This window comes from Thalassospira sp. UBA4513 (genome assembly GCF_002388495.1).
GTDB lineage: Bacteria > Pseudomonadota > Alphaproteobacteria > Rhodospirillales > Thalassospiraceae > Thalassospira > Thalassospira tepidiphila.
The window spans coordinates 7923-30690 of sequence record NZ_DGMR01000026.1 but is presented as its reverse complement, the minus strand read 5'-3'; the positions used below and the strand labels follow the sequence as shown (position 1 = coordinate 30690).

General features: G+C 55.6%; 23 protein-coding genes. 12 read left to right on the top strand and 11 right to left on the bottom strand.

The annotated features are described in order from the left end of the window. The 6 genes from B2T33_RS10830 to rnd all read left to right on the top strand — a co-directional run. A partial coding sequence (locus B2T33_RS10830) for an AI-2E family transporter (RefSeq protein ID WP_286791997.1) occupies positions 1-990 on the top strand: 990 nt, incomplete at its 5' end. Positions 991-1025: 35 nt separating this feature from the next. Further along, positions 1026-1748, top strand: a complete 723-nt coding sequence (locus B2T33_RS10825) for an HdaA/DnaA family protein (RefSeq protein WP_008891258.1) — start codon at positions 1026-1028, stop codon at positions 1746-1748. A 90-nt stretch (positions 1749-1838) separates the two neighbouring features. After that, on the top strand, positions 1839-2339 hold the full coding sequence (locus B2T33_RS10820) for an ATP-dependent zinc protease (protein WP_286791995.1): 501 nt from the start codon (positions 1839-1841) through the stop codon (positions 2337-2339). Positions 2340-2471: 132 nt separating this feature from the next. After that, positions 2472-3377 (top strand): 30S ribosomal protein S6--L-glutamate ligase, encoded by a 906-nt coding sequence (gene rimK / locus B2T33_RS10815; RefSeq protein WP_120225095.1) that lies wholly within the window; start codon positions 2472-2474, stop codon positions 3375-3377. A 17-nt stretch (positions 3378-3394) separates the two neighbouring features. Continuing rightward, complete coding sequence (locus tag B2T33_RS10810) at positions 3395-4483, top strand: succinylglutamate desuccinylase/aspartoacylase family protein (protein WP_082923579.1); 1089 nt, start codon at positions 3395-3397, stop codon at positions 4481-4483. A gap of 367 nt (positions 4484-4850) precedes the next feature. Next, positions 4851-6014, top strand: a complete 1164-nt coding sequence (gene rnd, locus B2T33_RS10805) for a ribonuclease D (protein ID WP_064780555.1) — start codon at positions 4851-4853, stop codon at positions 6012-6014. 121 nt (positions 6015-6135) lie between these two features. On the opposite strand, the gene B2T33_RS10800 is transcribed toward rnd, so the two are convergent. After that, on the bottom strand, positions 6136-6714 hold the full coding sequence (locus tag B2T33_RS10800) for a TetR/AcrR family transcriptional regulator (RefSeq protein WP_286791994.1): 579 nt from the start codon (positions 6712-6714) through the stop codon (positions 6136-6138). Positions 6715-6889: 175 nt separating this feature from the next. Here B2T33_RS10800 and B2T33_RS10795 point away from each other — a divergent pair, with 175 nt between their 5' ends. After that, a complete protein-coding gene (locus tag B2T33_RS10795; RefSeq protein WP_286791993.1) occupies positions 6890-7438 on the top strand; it encodes a carboxymuconolactone decarboxylase family protein in 549 nt (182 codons plus the stop codon). Positions 7439-7539: 101 nt separating this feature from the next. Continuing rightward, positions 7540-8004, top strand: a complete 465-nt coding sequence (locus tag B2T33_RS10790) for a DUF1348 family protein (RefSeq protein ID WP_286791992.1) — start codon at positions 7540-7542, stop codon at positions 8002-8004. A gap of 333 nt (positions 8005-8337) precedes the next feature. Here B2T33_RS10790 and B2T33_RS10785 read toward each other — a convergent pair whose 3' ends face one another. Further along, positions 8338-9204 carry an SDR family oxidoreductase gene (locus B2T33_RS10785; RefSeq protein ID WP_197145290.1) on the bottom strand — a complete coding sequence of 289 codons (867 nt, stop codon included), beginning with the start codon at positions 9202-9204 and terminating at the stop codon, positions 8338-8340. A 101-nt stretch (positions 9205-9305) separates the two neighbouring features. Here B2T33_RS10785 and B2T33_RS10780 point away from each other — a divergent pair, with 101 nt between their 5' ends. Then, the gene (locus B2T33_RS10780; RefSeq protein WP_197145289.1) at positions 9306-10223 is read left to right on the top strand and encodes a LysR family transcriptional regulator; all 918 of its coding nucleotides are present in this window, start codon (positions 9306-9308) and stop codon (positions 10221-10223) included. A 23-nt stretch (positions 10224-10246) separates the two neighbouring features. On the opposite strand, the gene B2T33_RS10775 is transcribed toward B2T33_RS10780, so the two are convergent. The 5 genes from B2T33_RS10775 to B2T33_RS10755 all read right to left on the bottom strand — a co-directional run bounded on the left by B2T33_RS10775 (position 10247) and on the right by B2T33_RS10755 (position 14699). Beyond that, entirely contained in the window at positions 10247-11152 is a 906-nt protein-coding gene (locus B2T33_RS10775; RefSeq protein WP_286791991.1) for an NAD-dependent epimerase/dehydratase family protein, read from the bottom strand. After that, a complete protein-coding gene (rfbC, locus tag B2T33_RS10770) occupies positions 11149-11685 on the bottom strand; it encodes a dTDP-4-dehydrorhamnose 3,5-epimerase (RefSeq protein WP_197145287.1) in 537 nt (178 codons plus the stop codon). The genes B2T33_RS10775 and rfbC overlap by 4 nt, the downstream gene beginning before the upstream one ends. Then, entirely contained in the window at positions 11682-12914 is a 1233-nt protein-coding gene (locus tag B2T33_RS10765) for a class I SAM-dependent methyltransferase (protein ID WP_286791990.1), read from the bottom strand. The genes rfbC and B2T33_RS10765 overlap by 4 nt, the downstream gene beginning before the upstream one ends. A gap of 78 nt (positions 12915-12992) precedes the next feature. Beyond that, positions 12993-13763 carry a glucose-1-phosphate cytidylyltransferase gene (gene rfbF / locus B2T33_RS10760; RefSeq protein ID WP_286791989.1) on the bottom strand — a complete coding sequence of 257 codons (771 nt, stop codon included), beginning with the start codon at positions 13761-13763 and terminating at the stop codon, positions 12993-12995. 42 nt (positions 13764-13805) lie between these two features. Further along, positions 13806-14699 (bottom strand): glycosyltransferase family 2 protein, encoded by an 894-nt coding sequence (locus B2T33_RS10755; RefSeq protein WP_286791988.1) that lies wholly within the window; start codon positions 14697-14699, stop codon positions 13806-13808. A 295-nt stretch (positions 14700-14994) separates the two neighbouring features. Between B2T33_RS10755 and B2T33_RS10750 the strand changes: the two genes are divergently transcribed. Continuing rightward, entirely contained in the window at positions 14995-16023 is a 1029-nt protein-coding gene (locus tag B2T33_RS10750) for an NAD-dependent epimerase/dehydratase family protein (protein WP_286791987.1), read from the top strand. A 26-nt stretch (positions 16024-16049) separates the two neighbouring features. Here B2T33_RS10750 and B2T33_RS10745 read toward each other — a convergent pair whose 3' ends face one another. The 4 genes from B2T33_RS10745 to B2T33_RS10730 all read right to left on the bottom strand — a co-directional run bounded on the left by B2T33_RS10745 (position 16050) and on the right by B2T33_RS10730 (position 21116). Then, positions 16050-17012, bottom strand: coding sequence for a DUF1835 domain-containing protein (locus B2T33_RS10745; RefSeq protein ID WP_286791986.1), 963 nt, complete (start codon positions 17010-17012; stop codon positions 16050-16052). Next, complete coding sequence (locus B2T33_RS10740; protein WP_286791985.1) at positions 17012-17353, bottom strand: hypothetical protein; 342 nt, start codon at positions 17351-17353, stop codon at positions 17012-17014. The genes B2T33_RS10745 and B2T33_RS10740 overlap by 1 nt, the downstream gene beginning before the upstream one ends. A 97-nt stretch (positions 17354-17450) precedes the next feature. Continuing rightward, positions 17451-18932, bottom strand: a complete 1482-nt coding sequence (ppx, locus tag B2T33_RS10735; protein WP_286791984.1) for an exopolyphosphatase — start codon at positions 18930-18932, stop codon at positions 17451-17453. 36 nt (positions 18933-18968) lie between these two features. Next, on the bottom strand, positions 18969-21116 hold the full coding sequence (locus B2T33_RS10730; RefSeq protein ID WP_286791983.1) for an RNA degradosome polyphosphate kinase: 2148 nt from the start codon (positions 21114-21116) through the stop codon (positions 18969-18971). A gap of 201 nt (positions 21117-21317) precedes the next feature. Here B2T33_RS10730 and B2T33_RS10725 point away from each other — a divergent pair, with 201 nt between their 5' ends. Then, complete coding sequence (locus B2T33_RS10725; protein ID WP_286791982.1) at positions 21318-21866, top strand: SixA phosphatase family protein; 549 nt, start codon at positions 21318-21320, stop codon at positions 21864-21866. 228 nt (positions 21867-22094) lie between these two features. Next, on the top strand, positions 22095-22768 hold a 674-nt coding region (locus B2T33_RS10720; protein WP_286791981.1), incomplete at its 3' end, for an amino acid--tRNA ligase-related protein.

The following is a 22768-nucleotide window of genomic DNA, read 5'->3' as shown; positions in this document are numbered from 1 at the left end:
GCGATTGCCTATTTCCTGGATCCGCTTGCCGACCGGCTTGAGGAACGCGGGGCCAGCCGGGTGATTGCGACCAGCATCATCACCTTCCTTTTCTTCCTTGTGTTCATTCTGGTGATGTTGATTGTCGTGCCGATGATCGGCAGCCAGTTGGCAGGATTTCTTGAACGGTTTCCGGGCTATGTCGATACGTTGCGCACCAATGTCGCGCCGTATTTGCAAAATGTGCTCGATCGTGTGGCGCCCGAAACCCTGCAAAGTGTATCGGATGCGATCAAGGGACAGAGTGCCAATGCCCTTAAATGGGTCGGTAATGTCCTGACCAATGTGCTTTCGGGCGGTCTCGCACTTTTGAACTTCCTGAGCTTGCTGTTCATTACGCCGGTGGTGTCGTTTTACCTGCTGCGCGACTGGGACAAGATCGTCGCCAAGGTGGACAGTTACCTGCCCAGACGGTCGGCCAAGGATATCCGCCAGTGTGTTAGCGAGATTGACGAAACCCTTGCAGGCTTTGTCCGCGGGCAGGCGACGGTGTGCATATTGCTTGGCCTGTTTTACGGGCTTGGCCTGACGCTGGCGGGGCTTGAGTTTGGCTTTGTCATTGGCTTGATGACCGGGCTTGTGTCGTTTGTGCCCTATTTCGGGATGATTGCCGGCTTTGCGGTTGGCATGGGTGTCGCGCTGGCCCAGTTTGGCTTTGGCCTTGATCTTGGGCTGGTGGCGCTGGTGTTTTTGATCGGCCAGGTGCTTGAGGGCAATTTCCTGACGCCCAAGCTTGTGGGCGACAAGGTCGGGCTGCATGCCGTTTGGGTGATGTTTGCCTTGCTTGCCGGGGGTGCGGTGTTCGGACTTCTCGGTGTGATGCTGGCGGTGCCGGTGGCCGCCGTGATCGGCGTGCTTGTACGTTATGGCTTAAGGCAGTATCTCGATAGCAGGCTTTATGATCACGGACCGGAGGGCGGCAACAATGCCACGCCGGAATCCGAGAAATAGACCCCAGAGATCGAGATCAGCAAATTGAGTTTACTGTGACCCGGGTGACATCCAAGCCGGACAAAGATAACGACCCGCAGCAATTGCCGCTGGCGCTTGAAATGCGTCCGGCACTGGGGCGCGATGATTTCATGGTGGCCGATTGCAATAGCGAAGCGGTGGCGTGGATCGACCAGTGGCCAAAATGGCCCGCCCCGGCCTTGTGCCTGTATGGGCCAAAGGGATGCGGGAAAAGTCATCTGGCGGAAGTGTGGCGGGCGCGATCCGGTGCGTTACAGGTCGCAGCGTCGGACTTGAACGGCATCAATCCCGATGAGCTTCTGGGTGACGCCACCGGTCTTGTGATCGAGGATGCGGACCTTGTGGCGGGTGCAGGCCTTGATGAAACCGTGTGTTTTCATATTTACAATATGCTGAAGGAACGCGGTGGGCATTTGTTGTTGACCGCAAGCCAGCCGCCATCGCGCTGGCAGATTGATTTGCCCGATTTGAAATCAAGGCTGGGGGCGGCGCTGGTGTGCGAGATTTCGCCGCCGGATGATGATTTGATTGTTGGACTTCTGATCAAGCTGTTTGCCGACCGGCAAATCCCGGCCAGCCCGCAAATCATCAGTTATGTTTTGCCAAGGATCGAACGGTCCTTTGCGGCGTTAAGTCAATTGGTGGCGGCGATTGATCGTCGGGCATTGGCCGAAAAGCGGGCGGTGACCTTGCCGCTGGTGCGCAGTGTCATGGATGACATGACCACGCAATCGTAACATCGAAACGAATTTCGTAAGCCGATCAGGTTGTTACAGGTTATCATCACCACCACCTAACAGATTGCATTCAATAACCGGAAGCTGCATGTGAGCCCGCAACGCGTAAAAGCAAAACCGTCGCTTAAGAGCCAGACCGATACCCTGATTTCCGATGGACATGTTTTGGGGTGGCGGGAATGGATCGGCCTTCCTGATCTTGGCGTGCCCTTGATCAAGGCCAAGGTTGATACCGGGGCCCGAACATCATCGCTGCATGCGCTTAATCCAAAGAAAGTCGTGCGTGACGGGCAGGATTTTGTATCATTCACCCTGCCGCATTATCGCGGGGACGGGCATGGGCGGATCGATTGTCTGGCGCCGCTGATTGAAATGCGCGAGATTCGCTCTTCGAACGGAAATGCCGAAGAACGGTTTGTGGTTGCCACCCATATCCAGGTTGGGCATCACAAATTGAAAGTTGAAGTGTCGCTGGCAAACCGGTCAATCATGGGCTTTCCCATGCTTTTGGGCCGCACAGCGATGAAAGCAGGAAGATTTTTGGTGCTGCCATCGAAATCTTATCTTGCAGGGAAGCCGGAACAGAGATAGACGCGCAGAAGAACGACCCATTGCCGGAACAAGATCCCGACAGGGTCGTTTTACTTTCTGACAATTCCGCATTCGCCAGCCACCGGTATTATACCGGTCGCACTTCGTTTTGCCGACCTTGGGGGACATCTTATGAAAATCGCGATGCTTGCACGCAATCCAAACCTTTACTCCCACAAACGGTTGGTCGAGGCGGCCGAAGCACGCGGGCATGAGATGGACATCATCAATACCCTGCGGGTGTCGATGAACATCACGTCGCTGAAACCGGAAATCTATTACGGCGGATCGAAACTGACCGGTTATGACGCGGTGATCCCGCGTATCGGTGTGTCCGTGACCCAGTTCGGTCTGGCAGTTCTGCGCCAGTTTGAAATGATGGGTGTTTATCCGTTAAACGAGTCCGTTGCCATTGGCCGGTCGCGCGACAAGTTGCGTTCGCTGCAGATCCTCGCACGCCGTGGCATTGGCCTGCCTGTTACCGCCTTTGCCCATGACCCGAAAAAGACCGATGAAGTTCTGTCGATCGTGGGGGGCGCTCCGGTAGTGATCAAGCTTCTGGAAGGCACACAGGGTATCGGTGTGGTTCTGGGCGAAACCGAAAAATCCGCCAAATCCGTGATCGAGGCATTCCGTGGTGCCAATGTTGCGATCATGGTGCAGGAATTCATCAAGGAAGCCGGCAACAGCGATATCCGTTGCTTTGTGATCGGTGGCAAGGTGGTTGCCAGCATGGAACGCAAAGGGGCGGAGGGCGATTTCCGGTCCAACATCCATCGTGGTGGCTCGTCGCGTGCAATCCGCATCACGCCGCAGGAGCGTTCGACCGCCGTTGAAGCCGCCAAGGCGATGGGGCTTAATGTTTGTGGTGTTGATATCCTGCGATCCAATCACGGGCCGGTGGTGATGGAGGTGAATTCGTCACCGGGACTGGAAGGCATTGAAAATGCTACGGGCAAGGACATTGCCGGCATGATCATTGAATTCATGGAAAAAGATTTCAAACCCGGTAAGGTGCGGACCAAAGGCAAGGGATAAGAACAAGGGATACCACAATGAGCGAAACCGGATCACCCAAGGGGAAAGGCAAAGCGCCCAGAACCCCCAAGAACCCTGATTTTGAAATCGCTGGGAAAAAGGTTGCTCCGGGCACGCGCCAGATTGTTGATATCCCGATCTCGCTTTTGTCCAACCACACGCCGGTCAATCTGACAGTCAATGTCGTGCATGGCAAACGACCGGGTCCGGTGATTTTCGTCAGTGGTGCTGTCCATGGCGACGAGATTGTCGGGGTGGAGGTTATCCGCCGCGTTTTGAAATCAACCGCATTGCGCGGCATGCGTGGAACGTTGCTTGCCGTGCCTGTGGTCAATGCGTTCGGGTTCCTTAACAACACCCGCTATCTTCCCGACCGGCGCGATTTGAACCGCTGCTTCCCGGGGCATTCGCGTGGATCCTTGGCCGCACAGTTGGCCCATTTGTTCTTGCATGAAATTGTCGAAAGATCCGATTTCGGTATCGACCTGCATTCGGCGGCGGTTCACAGGGTTAACTTGCCGCAGATCCGGGTCAATGAAGATGACCCGAATATCATGGAATATGCCGAGGCGTTTGGTGCGCCGATCATCCTGACCAGTCCGCTGCGCGACGGATCACTGCGTGAGGCCGCGCGCGAGCTTGGTGTGCCGATCCTGCTGTTTGAAGCGGGCGAGGGGCTTCGTTTTGATGAAATGTCGATCCGTGCCGGAGTGTCGGGCGTTTTGCGCGTGATGCGCAAACTGGGCATGACATCGCAACGCACCGTGCGCGAACCGCGCGTGCCGTCATTCAAATCCTCCAACAGCCATTGGCTGCGCGCACCGGCGGGCGGCATTTTGCGGACGTTCAAACTGGCCGGGGAGTTTGTCCGGGCCGGGGATGTGGCCGCGGCGGTATCCGATCCGTTCGGGCAGCGTGACGAAGAAGTCATCGTGCGCGAGGAAGGATTGATCATCGGGCGGACCAACCACCCGATTGTCAATCAGGGGGATGCGCTGTTTCATATCGCGTCGATCAAGCGCCCGTCAGAAGTCCAGGAACGCATGGACGCCATCGAAACCCATCTGCAATCCGATCCGCTTCTGGATGAGGACGAGATTATCTAGGGTCAGGACCTATTAATTTGATTGGAATGGCAGAGCTTATATTTGTGAAATCCAAGGAAAATCCTGCCGAGCGGGTTGGTATCCCGCGCAAGGGATTTGACGTCGGAGTTTGCAAATATAAGCTCTGTCCTTCGGATCGGTCAGATTTGCACGGGTTACTTTGTCGCAAAACCTTGAAAGATGCATATCTTCCAGCGATTTTGCTTCGCGTATCCGCACAAATCTGACCGACCATTCGAACCAAATTAATAGGTCCTGACCCTAATCTCTGGAGAGCCTTGGGGCATATGTTGCCCGAATAAGGCGAAGATCAGCCCTGCATCGAAGCCACTGGCGAATTGTGGCAGGCAATGCTATAGCAGTCGGCATGGAACCAATTACAACTACAGAAGAACTTCGCAGTCTCTGTGAAAGATTGCGCAAGTTCGAATATGTCACTGTCGATACCGAATTCATGCGGGACTCGACCTATTGGCCGCAACTGTGTCTGGTGCAGCTGGCAAGTCCGGAGCCGTCCGATAACGGGGCTGCGGTCGATCCGCTTGCCGAGGGCATTGACCTGACGCCGCTGTTCGAGCTGATGCAGGACGAGGCGGTGGTCAAGGTGTTTCACGCCGCCCGCCAGGATATCGAGATTTTCGTCCATCTGTCGGGCAAGGTCCCCCATCCGGTGTTTGACACCCAGGTGGCGGCGATGGTGCTGGGCTATGGCGATCAGGTCGGCTATGAGACGCTGGTCAACAAGGTGGCGCGCAAAAGCATTGATAAATCGATGCGCTTTACCGATTGGTCGCGCCGTCCGCTTTCGACCAAACAGATCAGTTACGCGCTTTCGGATGTGACCCATCTGCGTGTGATCTATGAAGCGTTTCACGAGCGCCTTGAGGCCAATGGCCGTGCGGTCTGGCTGTTTGAGGAAATGGAACGCCTGACCGATCCGTCGATCTATTCGATTGATCCGGCCGAGGCATGGAAGCGGCTTAAAACCCGATCCAACAGCCCGAAATTCCTGGCGGTGGCGCGTGCGCTTGGCGAATGGCGCGAGACTGAAGCACAGCGCAAGAACCTGCCGCGCAACCGGGTTTTGCGCGATGATACCTTGCTGGATATCGCGGCCCGTCAGCCGATGACCGACAAGGACCTTGATAAAACCCGTGGCGTTGGCCGCAACTTTGGCACCTCCAAACCGGGGCAGGCAATTATCGAGGCGATCAAGGCAGCCCTTGATAGCCCGCAGGATCAATGGCCGAAGCCAAAGGAACGCATTGAATTGCCGGCCGGGATCGGCCCGACGGTCGAGTTGCTGAAGGTGTTGCTTAAACTCTGTGCCGAGGAAAAGGGCGTTGCCCAGCGTCTGGTGGCATCAAGCGACGATCTTCAGAACATCGCTGCCGACGACAATGCGGACGTTCCGGCCATGCGTGGCTGGCGGCGCGAGCTTTTCGGGCAATATGCGCTGCGTCTCAAGCACGGGCAGCTTGGCCTTAAGCTCAAAGACGGCGAAGTGGTCTTTGTTGAGCTCGATAAATAGCCAAGCATACTGCCGCGATGAACAAAAAACGGGGCCCGACGGCCCCGTTTTTGTTTTTGATAGCCGGCCTATCACGCAAGTAATGGATTCCCGCCGTCGCGGGAATGACGTTTCGATGTTGTCAGGCGGGCAGGGCGGCATCAAGCAGGGCGGTCGCCATGGTTTTGGCGATCCGGGCCGATTGGGGCATGCCGCGTACCTGGGCGGTGACAATCGCCCCTTCCTTGAGCAGGGCGAGTTGTTCGGCCAGTTGTTTGGGATCGGACGCGCCGGCCTTGGTGCACAGATCGGCAATATGTTCGAGCACGCAACGTTTGTGTTCAGCGGCGATCTGGTGGGCCGGGTGATCAAGTTTGGCGAACTCGCTTGAGGCGTTGATAAACGCGCAGCCGGAAAAGCCCATGCCCTTGAAGGCGCGGCCATGAAACCATTCTTCGAGCGCATCAAACATCGCAAGAAGCTGTCCGCGCGGATCGGATGCGGCCTTTTGCATTTCGGTTGTCAGCCAGTCGCGGAATTGTTCATCGCGGCGCATAAGGGCGGCCAGGATCAGTTCATCCTTTGACTTGAAGTGTTTGTACATCGTCATTTTGGCGACGCCGGACTCGGCCAGAATCTTGTCGATTCCGGTGGCGTTGAAGCCCTGTGTATAGAAAAGACGCAGGGCCGTATCGACGAGAACGTCGCGTTTAGACTTCAATTTTCTTACTCCAATAGTCAGACCGGTCTGTATTCTTGTGGCGGGAAAGCCGCAGAATTGCAAGCGTTTCAGATACAGGAATGGTCATTCCAAAAATATATTTGACAAATAGACAGACCTGTCTGTATATATGTTTTCAACACTGATCAACCCGAACTTGTTTAGGAGAGTTTCAATGACCCGTATTTCCCTGCCTGCTTCGATCGATACCGCACCGGAAGCTTCCCAGCCGCTTCTTGAAGGTGTGAACAAGATGCTTGGTTCGGTTCCGAACCTGTTTCGCTTGACGGCAAACAGCCCGGCCGCCCTTGAGGGCTATCTTGGTCTGAATGGGGCGCTTGCCAAAGGGGCGCTCGATCCGCAGACCCGAGAACGCATTGCCCTTGCGGTCGCACAGCTTAATGGCTGTGACTATTGCCTGTCGGCGCATACCTATTTGGGCAAAAACATCGCCAAGCTTGATGACGCCGAGATCGCGGCAAACCGCAATGGCACGTCGAGCGATCAGAAGGCGGATGCGGCTGTGCGCTTTGCCGTCGCTTTGGTCAAAAACCGTGGCCAGGTGAGCGAAGGTGACGTCAGTGCCGCCAAACTTGCCGGTTACAGCGAGGCCGAACTGGTCGAGATCGTGGCGCATGTCGCGCTCAATACCCTGACCAATTACCTCAACGAAGCCTTTGATACCCCGATTGACTTCCCGGTGGTTAACGCCTCCGCAGCGTAACAACCGGCAACTCCCCCGGTCGGCATTCCCCCCCCCCCCTCCGCCTGTTGCTGCGCGCCGACCGGGGTCCCTTTATCGACCAAACACCAAAGGATCAGATGATGTCACGGCCACCTCTTCCGCCTTTTAACGTCGAAACCGCCAAACAGAAGGTCCGTATGGCCGAGGATGGCTGGAATGGCCGCGATCCCGAAAAAGTGTCGCTGGCCTATACGCCAGACAGCCGTTGGCGTAACCGTGCCGAGATTTTCGAGGGCCGGGAAAACATCGTTCAATTCCTGACCCGCAAATGGGCCAAGGAGCTGGAGTACCGTTTGATCAAGGAACTCTGGGCGTTTCACGAGAACCGCATCGCGGTGCGCTTTGCCTATGAGTATCGCGATGACAGCGGCAACTGGTTTCGGGCCTATGGCAACGAAAACTGGGAATTTGATGAAAACGGCCTGATGCGCCATCGGGTGGCATCGATCAATGACAAGCCGATTTCGGCTGAAGACCGGCTGTTTCATTGGCCGCTTGGCCGCCGTCCGGATGATCATCCGGGGCTGTCAGACCTGGGACTTTAGTCCCGATTTAGATCACCCCGCCATGTTCCGGTTCCGGCAATGGACAGGAAAGTTCGGCGGAAACGCGTTCTACTTGGGGCCTGACCCCAGGCAGGCAAGATGGTGCGTCCCCGGTGCTGTCTTGCCTGTTCCCCGCCCCCCGCAAAGGAGCCTGAACATGATTATCAAATATATCGCCTTTTCGATTACCTCGACCGCCGTGCTTTTTGTTTCTTCTCTGCTGACCTTTACCCCCTGAAGGTCAGGGAGCGTTTGGTCCGTTTCTGATGCCTCCCTGAAAACTTGCCGGGCCCCTTTCGGGGCCCGTTTTTGTGTGTTGGTAATGGGGTTGGGTCAGCTTGCCAGGGCGGATTTGATGAAATCCTCAACCGATTGTGGCTTGCGTCCGACGAGTTTTTCGAAATCGTTGCTCACGGTTTCGTAGTCGCCTTTCTTCGCGCCGACATAGAGACCGGCAAGGGCTTCGATCAGATGATCGGGCAGGCCGAGGCTTTTGAGGATACCGGTATGGACCTCTGCGGGCAGGTCTACAAACTTCACGGGCTTACCGGTGGCGTCAGAAATGTAGCCCGCGATTTCGGCGTGCGACACACCCTTGGTTCCGGTCAGGTCATAGGTTTTGTTTCCGTGATCAGCGGGCTTGGCAAGGACCACGGCGGCGGCTTCTGCCAGGTCATTGCGCGGGATATAGGTGATTTTGGCATCACCCGCCGGGGCGCCATAGTCGCCGGTTTCAAGCGCATGCGGCACACCGGCCAGCAGAAGATCGGCATAGAAGCTGTTGCGCAAAATGGTGAAGGCGAGGCCGCTTTGGCGGATGTAGTTTTCGGTATCAAGGTGAATGGCCGAATAGGTGAAATCGGCATCCGCCTTGGGATCGACAATGCCGGTATAGACGATGTGTTTGACACCTGCGGCCTTGGCGGCATCGACAGCGGTGCGGTGTTGTTGGATGCGGGTTGCGTTGTCGTCCTCGGCCGAGATGATGAGGGCGGTGTCAATGCCGGCGAACGCCTTGGTCATCAGGGCAAGGTCATTGAAATCGCCCGCGCGGACATCAATGCCCTTGGCGCTCAGGTCTGCGGCCTTTTCAGGCTTGCGGACACTGATGGCGATGTCGCTTGCCGGGATGCGATCAAGCAGATGTTTGACAACAAGGCTTCCGAGTTGGCCGGTCGCACCGGTGATGAGGATGGTCATGTCAGTTTCTCCGATAAGGGGTCAGGCATCGCCTGTTCATGTGAGAAATCTGGACCCAATAATGCATATGATCAATTCGATGGGTATGATAATACTTATGCATGAAAATCGATGAATTGGATCTTGATTACCGCCTGCTTCGGCTGTTCCTGACGATTTATGACGAGGGATCGGTGACAGCCGCCGCACACCGTCTTGATGTCGGGCAGCCGACGGTCAGTCACGGGCTGGATCGGTTGCGCCAGATTATTGGCGATCCGCTATTTGTCCGGTCAGGCAGATCAGTTGCACCGACCGCCCATGCCGACGAAATTGCGCCACAGGTGCGTGGGTTATTGCAGGGGATGCGCGGCCTGACCCGTGTGGTGGCGTTTGATCCCGGTAATGCCGATCATTCTGCGCGCTTTGTGCTTGGTGCCAATGATTACGAGGTGGCGGTGATCCTGCCGGCCCTGATGAAGCGGTTGCAAAACTGTTCTGCTGATGTGCGGCTTCAGGTCGTATCGGTGCCGGGCGTAGACCGCATGGTCAAATGGCTGCGCGATGGCACGATTGATCATGCGATCACGATTGATCAATCGGGCAAGCATGGCGATATCGCCCGCCAGGGCCTGTTTCGCGAACGGATGCGGTGTTTTTATGATCCGGCATTTCACGACGACGGGCCGCCCGATACGCTGGACCGGTATTGCGCGGCCAGCCATGCGCGCGTGATGATCGGGGCCAATGACAGTTCGGAAATCGATGTCATCCTGCGTGGCCTTGGCCGATCAAGGCGCACAGTGCTTCAGGTGCCGACCTTTGCCAGTGTCGCCAACCTCATCCGAGACACCGACATCATCGCCACCCTGCCGTCGCGCCTGTCAGGCTCCATGATGCAGGATTTTGGCCAGTTCGATCTGCCGCTCACGTTCCGCGAATATGGCTTCGCCCAATACTGGCACGTCCGCAACGCCGCCAACGCCGCGCATAAATGGCTTCGAGGCGAGATTTTCCGGGCGTCGCGTGGGTTGGGGTAGGGAGGCGCTTGAACAAGCCCGAATCAAGCCGGGTGGGATTGCCACCATTCAATGCAGTTTTCAAGTGCCGCTTGGAGATCAAATTCGCGCCTGAATCCAACTGTTTGGGTAAGCGTTGAGGTGTCTGGGACCAGATAGGGCGGATCATCCGGGCGGTCGGGTATGCTGCCCGCGGCGATGGTGCCACGGCCAATGAGGCTTTTGATGGTTTCGGCGACGTCAAGCAGGCTGTGGCCCTCGCCGGATGCGATATTGATCAGGCCCGTGAAGGGATGATCGATCAGCTTGGCAAAGGCGGCACTGGCATCAGCGACATGCATGAAATCGCGGATCTGTTTGCCAGAACTCATTTTGGCAGTTTCACCGGCCAGCAGGGCGCGTGTGATGGCCGGAACAAACCGTGCGGGGGCCTCTTTCGGGCCGCACAGCAGGAACAGGCGTCCCCAGGCGATGGCGGCACCCTTGGCGTTCAGGTCCAGACAATGCCGGGCAAGCTTCAGCTTCTCCTGACCATAGATTGTGTGCGGATTGCAGGTTGCATCCTCAGTCAGTTTCTGACCCGGCGCAATACCCTGCCAGTCATATTCGGCACAGCTTCCGGCAAGCACGGCACGTTTGCCGCCCTGTTCATGGAAACGATCAAGAAGATCGATACTGGCTTCGCTCCAATCTGGATTATCCGGCGCGTTCCAAAAATGACCGTGCTTGGTCTGCCAGGCCAGATGGATCAGCCCGTCGGGGCGTTCGGATGCGATCAGGTGTTTGCGAAAACTGGCATCCAGCAGGTCACCCGTCACATGTCGTCCGGGGAGCTCGCCATCTTCTGGCACAGTTCGTCCGCAGGTGATGACATCATGGCCAGCCGAGATCAGCTTTTGGCAGGCATAGGGGCCGATCAGGCCGTTGGCACCGGTAACGAGGACCTTCATTTTGATGGCTCGTAATCAGGGTAGTTGGCATCACGATCGTTGATGATCGCTGGCTTTTCGGGCCATGAAATACCGAAAGTCGGGTCGTTCCAGCGCACGCCCGATGCGAGATCGGGCACGAAGGGCGCGCCCATCAGATAGAGAACCTCAGTATCGGGTTCAAGCGTCAGGAAGCCATGTGCGCAGCCCGCCGGAATGATCAGGGAATTGCGGTTGGCTGCTGACAATTCGGCGCCCACCCATTTGCAGTAGCTTGCTGAATCTGGTCGCAAATCAATGACCACATCATAGATCGCGCCGGAAGTGCAGCGCACGATTTTGGGGTCGCCAACCGGGGCTGCCTGATAATGCATACCGCGCAGTGTGCCCGCATGGTGATTAAAGGACAGATTTGCCTGAACGACCTCGAAGTCATGGCCATTTGCAGCCAGTTCTTCTGTGCAGAAGGAGCGTGCGAAAAAGCCGCGATCATCGCTGTGCTTTTCAAGCTCGATCAGGTCGACGCCAATGATATCTGTCGCAATAAATTTCATCCGATCACTTCGACCCTGGGGATGGCAACCATGAACTGTCCGCCCCAATCCTTAACATGTGCCATGTCTTTCATGATCTCGGCCGACAGGTTCCAGGGCAGGATCAGGACATAGTCCGGCTTGGCGACCTTCAGGTGGTCGGGTGCGTGGACCGGGATGTGGCTTCCGGGCAGGAGCGTGTTTTGCTTGTGCGGGTTGGCGTCGACCACAAAATCAATCAGGTCTGTGCCAATGTCGCAGTAGTTCAAAAGCGTGTTGCCCTTGGCAGCCGCACCATAGCCAGCAACGGTTTTACCCTCTGTCTTGGCCGATTTCAGGAACGCCAAAAGGTCGTCACGGATCTTGCGGCATTTCGCGTCAAAGCCTTCGTAGCAGGCAAGGGTCGCAATGCCCGCATCAGCCTCTTTGGCGCGAAGGGCTGCTAGGCGGTCGGTCTCGGGCCGGGTGCCGGTGGTTTTCTGGGCCCAGACGCGCAAGCTGCCGCCATGGGTGGGGAGTTCTTCGACATCAAAGACCTTAAGGCCATTTTGCTCAAAACATTTCTCGACCGCGTAAAGCGAGAGGTAGGAGAAATGTTCGTGATAGATCGTGTCGAACTGGGTCTTTTCCAGAAGGTTCAGAAGATGCGGGAATTCAAAGGTTGATACCCCGTCATCGGCCAAAACCGTGGCAAAACCCGAGACGAAATCGTTGATGTCGGGCACATGGGCCAGAACGTTGTTGGCTGCGGTCAGGTTTGCGTGGCCGTGTTCGGCGACGACCTTTTCGGCCGTTTCCTTGCCAAAGAAGGCCACCAGGCTTTTAACACCTTTTTTCTCGGCTTCCTTAGCAATGTTGGCAGCCGGTTCAACGCCTAGAACCGGGATCGATTTGGCAACAAAATGCTGCAGCAAATAGCCATCGTTGGATGCCACTTCGACCACGAAAGAGTCTTTGCCAAGATCAAGCCGTTCTGCTGCTGCTTCGCAGTATTTGCGGGCATGCTCGACCCAGCTTGAGGAGTAGCTTGAGAAATAGGCATAGTGACTGAAGATTTCAGATGGCGGGACAACATCATCGACCTGAACAAGGAAGCAGTTGTTGCAAACACGCGCATGTAGCGGATAGCGCGGATCGTTTTGATCAGCACGATCCATCGGCACATAGGAGTTGGCAAGCGCACTCAGGCCAAGATCAACGAGAGTGTGTTTCAGGTCGGTTCCGCAGGCGCGGCAGGTTGGCGTTGTCATTTCGTATCCATCATCACATCAGGCGGGGCGATCTGGAGCCCCGGGATTTAGCGCATTTCAGCCGTCATCGGGTTTGGCTTACCAAACTTTCCACGGTGCTTTGCCTTCTGACCACAAGTTTTCAAGCATATGCTTTTCGCGAAGTGTATCCATCGGTTGCCAGAAACCATCGTGACGCCACGCAGAAAGTTCACCCTGATCAGACAGGTTGCGCAGCGGTTCTGCTTCCCAGACGGTTTTGTCTTCGGCAATTTCGTTGAGCACGGATTTTTCGCAGACGAAGAAGCCGGCATTGATGCGCGCACCATCGCCAAGCGGCTTCTCCTGAAACGTGGTGACGCGATCACCATCAAGAACCGTCGCGCCAAAGCGGCCCGGAGGTGAGACCACTGTCATGGTTGCCTTGCGGCCCTGTCTTTTGTGGAAGTCGATACTTGCTGTGATATCGACATTGCCGAGCCCGTCGCCGTAGGTCAGGCAGAAGGGCGCATTATCATCAAGATGGTCGGCTACACGCTTGATACGGCCGCCGGTCATGCTGTTCAGGCCGGTATCGACCAGCGTTATCTTCCAGGGTTCTGCATTGGCATTGTGATATTCGAGCTGATTGGTCGCCATATCAATGGTCACGTCGGCATGATGCAGGAAGTAGTTGGCGAAATATTCCTTGATCACATAGCCCTTGTAGCCAAGGCAGATCACGAACTCATTCACCCCGTGTGCCGCGTAAATCTTCATCAGGTGCCACAGGATCGGCTTGCCACCAATTTCGACCATCGGTTTTGGTCTGACCGATGTTTCTTCACTCAGTCGGCTGCCATATCCGCCTGCAAGAATTACTGCCTTCATTTAAAAAGAGTCCCACTCACTCAGGGTTTGCTTTCAGAGGCCTTAACGCTGTGTCGCGCGCGGCTGTTTTGAGGCCCGCACACCGATCAACGCGCCAAGCGAGCCAAAAAATCTTGCAAGATCACGCCAGCCCTTTTTGCGTTGCATGGTGATCCCATACAAGAGCGCCTTCCAGCCAAATCGCACAGTGTGTTTCAGACCAAGACAGATCGCCGCCAAACGGCCATTATATTTGCGTTCAAAGTAAATGCGTGACCATGCAAGGTGCCAGAACTTTTCCCAGTAATAAGCACGGTTGGGGCGAACTGACCCCCCATTGAGATGCATGACAACTGAATCAGCAACAAGGATCATGCCATGCCCGGCACGGAGCATGCGTGCGCACATGTCGTCATCGTCGAAATAAAGAAAAATTTCCGGATCATAGAAACCAACCTGACGCATGACGTCCATGCGGACCAGATTGACCGCGCCAGATAGGAATTCGACGCAGAGCGGCCCTTCGGGCACGCAATCATAGGCAAGTCGGCCATAATCGCGACGCTTCCAGAGTTCGACATCATGGCTGGGTTCGATATCGCCGTTGCCATCCTTATGCAGTGGGCCGAACATCGCAGCATCTGGGTATTGGTCCGCGGCGGCGACAAGTGCGTCAATGGCATCACCGGTCATCAAAGAGTCCGGATTGGCCAGTAGGGCAAATTCGGTTTCGACAATCTCAAGGCCCTGACTTGCAGCGGTTCCATAGCCAAGGCCAACGCGATTGCGGATGATTTTGGCATCCGGGCGCAAATTGGTGACGATATCAAGCGTATCGTCCTCGGAAGCGTTATCGATGACAATCAGCGGCAGGTCGGCAGGAAGCGATTTCAACAGCCCGCCAATAACGAGCCCCCCGTTATGGGTGATTGTGATAACTGTTGTTCTCGCCGTCATTTATTTTTCCTGCAGAAAATCCATGTCCCTTGTGGGGCTGAACATACTCAATCCGAACATAATGTCCAACGACAGATTCCGGCCAAGTTGAAAATAATCGTTAGCATTCCCGCGCCTTAAAAAGCTCAGAGGTTTTAGTGCGCTTATAAGGGTGTTTGCTGTTTTGCTGTTGAAAGCATTTCTGCGAGGATTTAGAAAATGCGATAGGAAAAATATTGTTTGTTCGTTTTGCGAATGAGGCTGGTTTTGCCGCAAAACGTACTCCTTAACACGCATATCAACAGAAAGACTTTTCATGAAAGTATTATTGACCGGTTATCAGGGCTATGTCGGCAGTGTCATGTCCGGGTATCTCAAGTCCCGCGGCCATTCTGTCATCGGTCTGGATACAGGCTACTTCAATGGTCTCGACCTTTGGACGCCGCCATCCGTGGATGAAGTCAGAACCGTTGATATGCGAAATGTGCAGGAAAAGGATGTCGAGGGCGTTGAAGCCATCATTCATCTGGCTGCGCTCAGCAATGACCCGCTGGGTGATTTCGCACCGGAGCTGACTGACGATATCAATTTCAAGGCAACCAAGAAATTGGCAGAGATAGCCAAGAAGCATGGCATCAAACGTTTTGTGTTTGCGTCTTCTTGTTCGCTTTACGGTGCTGCTGATGTTTCAAAGCCGGTCGATGAAACATCGCCAACGCTTCCGCTGACGCCATATGCGAAAAGCAAAATTGATTGTGAAAACGCCTTGCTTGCGATGAAAGACGAGGACTTCGAGCCAGTCTTCATGCGCAATGCGACGTGTTATGGTGACTCCCCGCGTATTCGTATTGATGTTGTCCTGAATAACCTGACAGCCCGTGCGATTGTTTCTGGTGAAGTGAAGCTTCTGTCTGATGGATCTGCCTGGCGCCCGCTTATGCATGTCGAGGACATGAGCGCGAGTTTTGAAGCCGTTCTGACAGCACCGGCCAACCTTGTGAGTGGTGAAGCCTTTAACGTTGGCACCAATGAGCAGAATTATCAGGTTATTGATATTGCCAAAACTGTTCAGAAAGTCGTTCCGGGCTGTGATCTGACTTATTCCGATGACGCGCAGGTGGATGCGCGCAGCTACCGTGTGTCATTTGACAAGCTTCATAGTGTGCTTCCAAATATCGGTTTCAAATGGAATGCGGAAAAGGGGGCTGCGCAGATTGCTGAGCGCCTGAAAGCGGAAAAAGCGAAGGCAGAAGACCTGTTTGGCAGAAAACACATTCGTCTTGAGCAGCTTAAGTATCTGGTGGAAAACCAGAAAGTGAACGCGGATCTTTTCTGGAACGCTTAAACCTAAGAGTCGACGAATCAGTCCGCTTATAGCGGGCTGATTCTTATGCCTCCAACCCAACGGGTGCCGGTAAAGTTATCGAGGAAATTGCGTTTGCCGGCCAAGGTTTCGTGGCCGGTGTTGGTGAGTGTGATGGTGCGTTCGGCCCAGTTGGTTTCGGGGGTGGCGGGCGTGAGGGTGAAGAGCGGGTCTTGGCAGTCCATCATCCACTGGATTTCTGACCAGAACATCAGATCGCCGAGATAGGGCAGCGGATCAACGCTTCGCATCAGGTGGCCAAAGACCTTGCCGACGGGAAGCGGGCCTTGGTCCTTGATGATTTGCAGGGTGAGTTTTTGGGTCAGGCTCAGGCCGGTTTGCGGGTCGGGCAGTTCGGCGAGGTGGCGTTTGAGGGCCTCTGGCATGTGGGGTAGGGGCGCGTTGCCGGTTTCCGCAAGCGTTTTGAGGTCTTTTGAGGTGTCTTGGCGGACTGCCTTCCAGACTTTGCTGCCAAATGTCAGCATGTCGCTGTTAAGCAGCGTGCGTTGAGTGTTCCAGCACCAGATCAGACCATCGAGGGAGAGTTGGCCAAGGCCGATGAAGCGGTCGATGGTTTCGGACGCGGGCGCGTGGTTGACGGAGATGACGTCGATATTGGTTTCGGGCTGGATGGTGGCAATGGAATCCATCAGGAAGGCCAGGATCAGCTGATCGTAGCTGTCATGTTCGAACCAGAGCACGACATGGTCATACTGCCCAAGACGATTGAGAGCGTCGTATTCGCGCCTGAGACGTTCAAGTGCTGCGTCACTGTGCAGGTCGTAAGCGCCGGCAATAAAGGCCGCACGGGTTTCGATGAAGGCATCGCGCGGCAGATCGGGCACCGGGCCCTGACAAAACGGATCGGAGAATTCCAGAAAATCGCCGATGAAGCCCGCCTGCTTGAGGCCATCTCGGATATCGGATCCGCAACGGACATGCAGCGTGGCTTGGGTGTCGAGCGGTTTCATTATTCGCCTGGGATCGGGGCGCCTGAGCTCGCCCGAAGAGCACTCAGCAATGAGAGCATGTTGTCGGGCACATCGGATGCGGCGACTTTGGCATTGGCCGGGTCGTCGTCCGGATTGGCAAACAAGGGGGCAATGTCGCCAAGGCGGGCAGACCGCAGCGCGATCAGAAGGTCAATCAGTGATTTCTCATCATCGCGGGCCGCAGCGCGAAGCTTTTCAATGTCGTCGTCGGTATCTGGCAGAACGGTTATTTCCTGACAAAGCGTTTGAAAGGACATGTGCGCCAGTGCGCCCACGATGTCACGCGCGGTGTGATCGGATGGCTGTTTGGTGTCGGTCATGACACGGCACTCCTGATCAGAAAAGAGATCGATGATCGTGCCGGTTTTGGTGTGGGGCGTCAATAAAATCCGCGGTCTGATTGTGCGCGTCTGAACCCTATTCGGCGAGGCGGACAACACTTTCGCGGTTCATCAGCTTGGCCAGTTTCGACAGGCGCTGCTCAACCACTTCGCCATACAGGGCCGATGCCTGCTTTTCGAATTGCAGGATCAGCTTGCCTTCTTCGAGCAGCAATTGCGTTTGCGGCAGGATGCCTTCGACCCCGCCAGAGAGCGTATGGCCCAAGCGAATGACATGGCCAAACAAACGGCCCGTCAGGCGATCCTCGTCGCTGAGGATGCGGTCGCTGGCCTCATCACCCTTGAAATTGCCGGTATAGCGCGAGCCGATGGTGTAGGCGAGGAACACGCGGTCATGATGATTAAGGTCGATATAGGGATGGCGCAGAATGCGGTTATAGCTTTGCTCTGCGCGGTAATCGGGATGTTCGTTCCAGCCGATATCCCCGATGATGCAGGCGGCCAAACGCAGCCGTTCGATATTGACCGGCAGTTCCGAGAAGATCGGCGCACACCACTGGGCGACTTCTTCGCCGTGCTGATGGAAACGTTCGCCGTCTTCGGCAAAGCTAAAACAAGCTTCAAGCACCGGGTCGCGTTGACGCAGATCTTCGGGCAGGACTTCATACATCCAGCCTTCGCGAAGCCCGTGGCCGGAAAAGACAACTTCCTTTGGCTTCATGCGGGTCATCAGCATGTTCATGACAAGCGATGCATGCGGCAGGCTGTCGATACGGCGTTTGGATACACCGCCGATCTTTTCAAGCGACACCCGGCTTTGCTGGGAAATGATATGGGTCAGTTCGGCCATTTCCGACTGCGGCATGGCAAGATTATGCACCACCGAAATCGGATAGTTTTCCTGGGCAATGAACAGCTTGGCGATTGAGCGCCAGGAGCCGCCCACGGCATAAAGCTGTTGGCCTTTGCCCTCTGCCAGCCAATCGACTGTATCAAGGTGCTGATTGATTTCAGCCGTCAGGCGGGCCCGATCAGAGCCAAATACCGTATGCAGGCGCATCGCACCCAAAGGCAGGCTGACACGTTTTTTGATCTCGCCCTGATCCAGTAAAACCAGTTCGAGTGATCCGCCGCCGATATCGCCCATGATGCCCGATGCCATCGGGTCGCCCGATATGATGCCAAGGGCCGACAGACGGGCTTCTTCAAGGCCGTCAATCACCTTGACCGTCAGGCCGGTTTCCGATGCCACGCGATCACAGAATTCCTTGCCGTCGCTGGCAGCCCGCACAGCAGCGGTTGCCAGCACATCGACATGGGTGACTTTCATCGCACGCAACAGTTTCGCAAAGCGGTGCATGGCGACCACGGCAAGCTCCACCCCCTCGGGATTGAGGCGACCGGTGTTTTCCGGGTCACGGCCAAGGCCGCACATGACCTTTTCATTGAAGATCGGCATCGGTGCGCGGGTCATGCCATCAAAAATGACAAGCCGCACAGAGTTGGAGCCAACATCTATGATCGCGATGCGGTTGGAAGCCCGTTGGTCAGTCAGCATAAGATGTTGGCACCTGTTGGTCGTCTGTAGTCGTTTTTAGTCGTCTAGCTGTAGCACGGGAACATTCGGGTCGGCTTGATCCAGCGCACTTCCGCGGCCCGAAAGTGACGGGTTGGTCATGAAATACTTGTGCGACGAGAATGCATTTTCACCTGTCTCGCAGCGTTCATAGGAGCCGTCCGGCTGCAGATGCCATGCCTGTGCTGTGTCTTTCAGGTTGGCAATCATGATCTGTTCAACAATCTGTTGCTGACAGGTCGGATTTTCAACCGGAACCAGAGTTTCAACACGGCGGTTCAGGTTGCGTGGCATCCAGTCGGCGGACGAAATAAACGCCTTGGCCTTGCGCGACGGGAGCTTTGCCCCGTTGGCAAAGACAACGATGCGCGAATGTTCAAGGAACCGGCCGACAATCGATTTGACGCGGATATTTTCCGAAAGACCCGGAACCCCCGGACGCAGACAGCAAATACCCCGCACGATCAATTCGATATGAACGCCAACCTGACTTGCGCGATAAAGCGCATCAATCACCACCGGGTCGACCAGACTGTTCATCTTGGCCCAGATGCCAGATGGCTTGCCAGCCTTGCAGTTCTCGATCTCCTGATCAATGTGGGTGAGAAGCGTCGGGCGCAGGGTATGCGGCGCAATCGCGATTTTTTCAAGCGAGCGCGGGGTGGCATAACCGGTCATGAAATTAAAGATGCTGGCCGCATCACGCCCCAATGCCGGATCGCACGAGAAGAACGAGATGTCGGTATAGAATTTGGCCGTGATCGGGTGATAGTTGCCGGTCCCGAAGTGGGTATAGGTCTTGAGGCCGTGGGTTTCACGGCGGACCACCAGCGACACCTTGGCATGCGTTTTCCAATCAAGGAAACCATAGACCACCTGGCAGCCCGCACGTTCAAGGTCAGCCGCCCAGCGCAGGTTGGCTTCTTCGTCAAAGCGGGCCTTGAGCTCGACCATCGCCGTGACGGATTTGCCGGCCTCGGCCGCGGCGATCAGCGCCTTGACGATCGGACTGTTTTCGGACGTGCGATACAGCGTCTGTTTGATGGTGACCACATCCGGGTCACGGGCGGCCTGCAGCAGGAACTGCACCACCACGTCGAAATCTTCGAACGGGTGATGAACCACCAGATCCTTTTTGCTGATCGCGGCAAAGCAATCGCCGCCAAAGTCACGCACCCGTTCCGGATAACGTGCGGCATAGGGCGAGAACAGCAAGTCATGATGCAGATCAGAATCGATCAGCTGTTTAACATCAACAACGCCAAGAAGGCCATCGACCTTAACGACTTCTTCCAGCGCGACATCAAGTTCATCAATGACGAAATCAAGCAGGTCTTCGGGCATTGCCGCGTTGACCTTAAGACGGATGATGCTGCCGCGACGGCGACGTTTCAGTGCGGTTTTGAAAACGCGCACCAGATCTTCGGCTTCTTCTTCGATTTCAACGTCCGAGTCCCGAATGACGCGGAAGAAACCGTGTTCGATCATATCAAAGCCCGGGAACAGCTTGCCAAGATAGAGCAATATCGCCTGTTCGACCGGAAGATATCGTTCATTGCGGCCCGGCAGGCGCAGGAAGCGGCCGATTTTTTGCGGTACCGGAATAAGCCCGCGCATATTGTGCCCGTCTGCTGGATCAAACAGCTGCATGACGATGGCAAAGCCAAGGTTGGGAATGAACGGGAAGGGGTGCGACGGATCAATGGCAAGCGGGGTCAGCGTCGGGAAGATTTCGCGCGTGAAATAGCCATCAAGCCATTTGCGGTCGGTCTGGGTCAGGTCGCCCTGATCGATGACCGAGATGCCCTGTTTTTCCATCTCGCTGCTGAGCTGACGCCAGACGCGTTGCTGATCCTGCATCAACTGGTTGGCATCAAAGGTAATGGCGCGAAGCTGTTCGGACGGGCTCATGCCATCCTGACTGACCTTGGTCATGCCGGCGCGGACCTGGCCGACGAGGCCGGCGACGCGAACCATATAGAATTCATCGAGGTTGCTGGCCGAAATCGACAGGAAACGCAGTCTTTCAAGCAGCGGGTGGCCGGTATTCTGGGCCTCTTCAAGAACGCGATTGTTGAATGCCAGCCACGATAATTCGCGGTTAATGAAGCGGCTTTCCGAATCAATGGTGATCGCGCTTGACTGAACTGCAGCGGCGTGTGTCACGCTATGCCTCCTGCGGATTGAGGGAACGTCCTTGAACTTATGCGACAGTTCCCGGTTGCAAATGGAGTATAGGATAACTGCTTGGGTGGGTGCAATTTTCTTAAATTTATGTGTCAGTTTTTATAATGGCGTCACGGCGTGTGATATGGCATGGAAGAACACCGTTTGATCATCGTTCGCGACTGCTTAAGACACGAAGACATGAAAACGCTGTTGTTGCTTCGGCATGCCAAATCAAGCTGGGCGGATCCGGGTCGGGCCGACCATGACCGCGAACTGAACCGTCGTGGTGAAAAGGCAGCACCCTTTATGGGCCGCTATCTGCGTCAGCATGAACTGGTGCCGGACCTGATCTGGTGTTCGACGGCAGCACGTGCGGTGCAGACCCTTGGTCTTTTGGGGCGGGATTTCGCAACCGATGCCGATGTGATCTATAACGAAGACCTGTATATGGCCAGCGAACGGGTATTGCTTGAAAACCTGCATCACACCCACGAAGACGCCAAGCATGTGATGTTCATCGGCCATAATCCGGGTATCGAGATTTTTGCCCAGTCGCTGTATGGCGGTGGCAATATTGAGGCCCGCGAGATCATGGCGCGCAAATACCCGACTTGCGGACTTGCGCATTTCGAGTTCGATGTTGATCACTGGGGCGAAATCACACCGGGCAGTGGACGGCTGATCGACTTTATCAAGGTCAAGGATCTTCAGGCGATCAAGATTAGCGCGGAACCAATCACCCAATGATTTGCTGATCTGCATTACTGGCACTTGACGAAGGCGGCCTGTCCGCGTTTTATACCGCTGAAATTTTGAGATGCCGTGCCAATCGGGCAGGGGAACATCACACATAAGCGCCATGAATCACTGGTTGGCGGGCATGTTGTGGTGCGTTTTTTGTTTGACAGCGCGGGTCTGGCATGCACCTTTGCGGCCAAATTTGCGGCCCAAAATACAAAGCAACCTGGAATGACAATGCATCCTTTTCGCTCTCATAACTGTAATGCGCTGCGCGCGACTGACGCCGATGCGGAAGTTCGCCTGTCTGGCTGGATTCACCGTAAACGTGACCACGGCAACCTTCTGTTCGTTGACCTGCGCGACCATTACGGCATCACCCAGGTCGTGATCGATATTTCGAGCCCGCTGTTCGAGACGCTTGATAAAGCGCGTGCTGAAAGCGTGATCACGGTCGATGGCAAGGTTGTCAAACGTACGGCCGAGACCATCAACCCGAACTTGCCGACCGGCGAGATCGAAGTTTATGCATCGAACATCGAAGTTCAGTCTTCGGCCGAAGTTCTGCCGATGCCGGTGTTTGGCGATGTCGAATACGGCGAGGAAGTTCGCCTGCGTCACCGTTATCTCGATCTGCGTCGCGAGAGCGTTCACAAGAACATCGTTCTGCGTTCGCAGGTGATTTCGGCCATGCGTCAGAAAATGACCGCACAGGGCTTCCTTGAAATCCAGACGCCGATCCTGACCGCAAGTTCGCCGGAAGGCGCACGCGACTTCCTGGTGCCGTCGCGTATGCATCCGGGCAAGTTTTATGCCCTGCCGCAAGCACCGCAGCAGTTCAAGCAGCTGCTGATGGTTTCGGGCTTTGACAAATATTTCCAGATTGCGCCGTGCTTCCGCGATGAAGACGC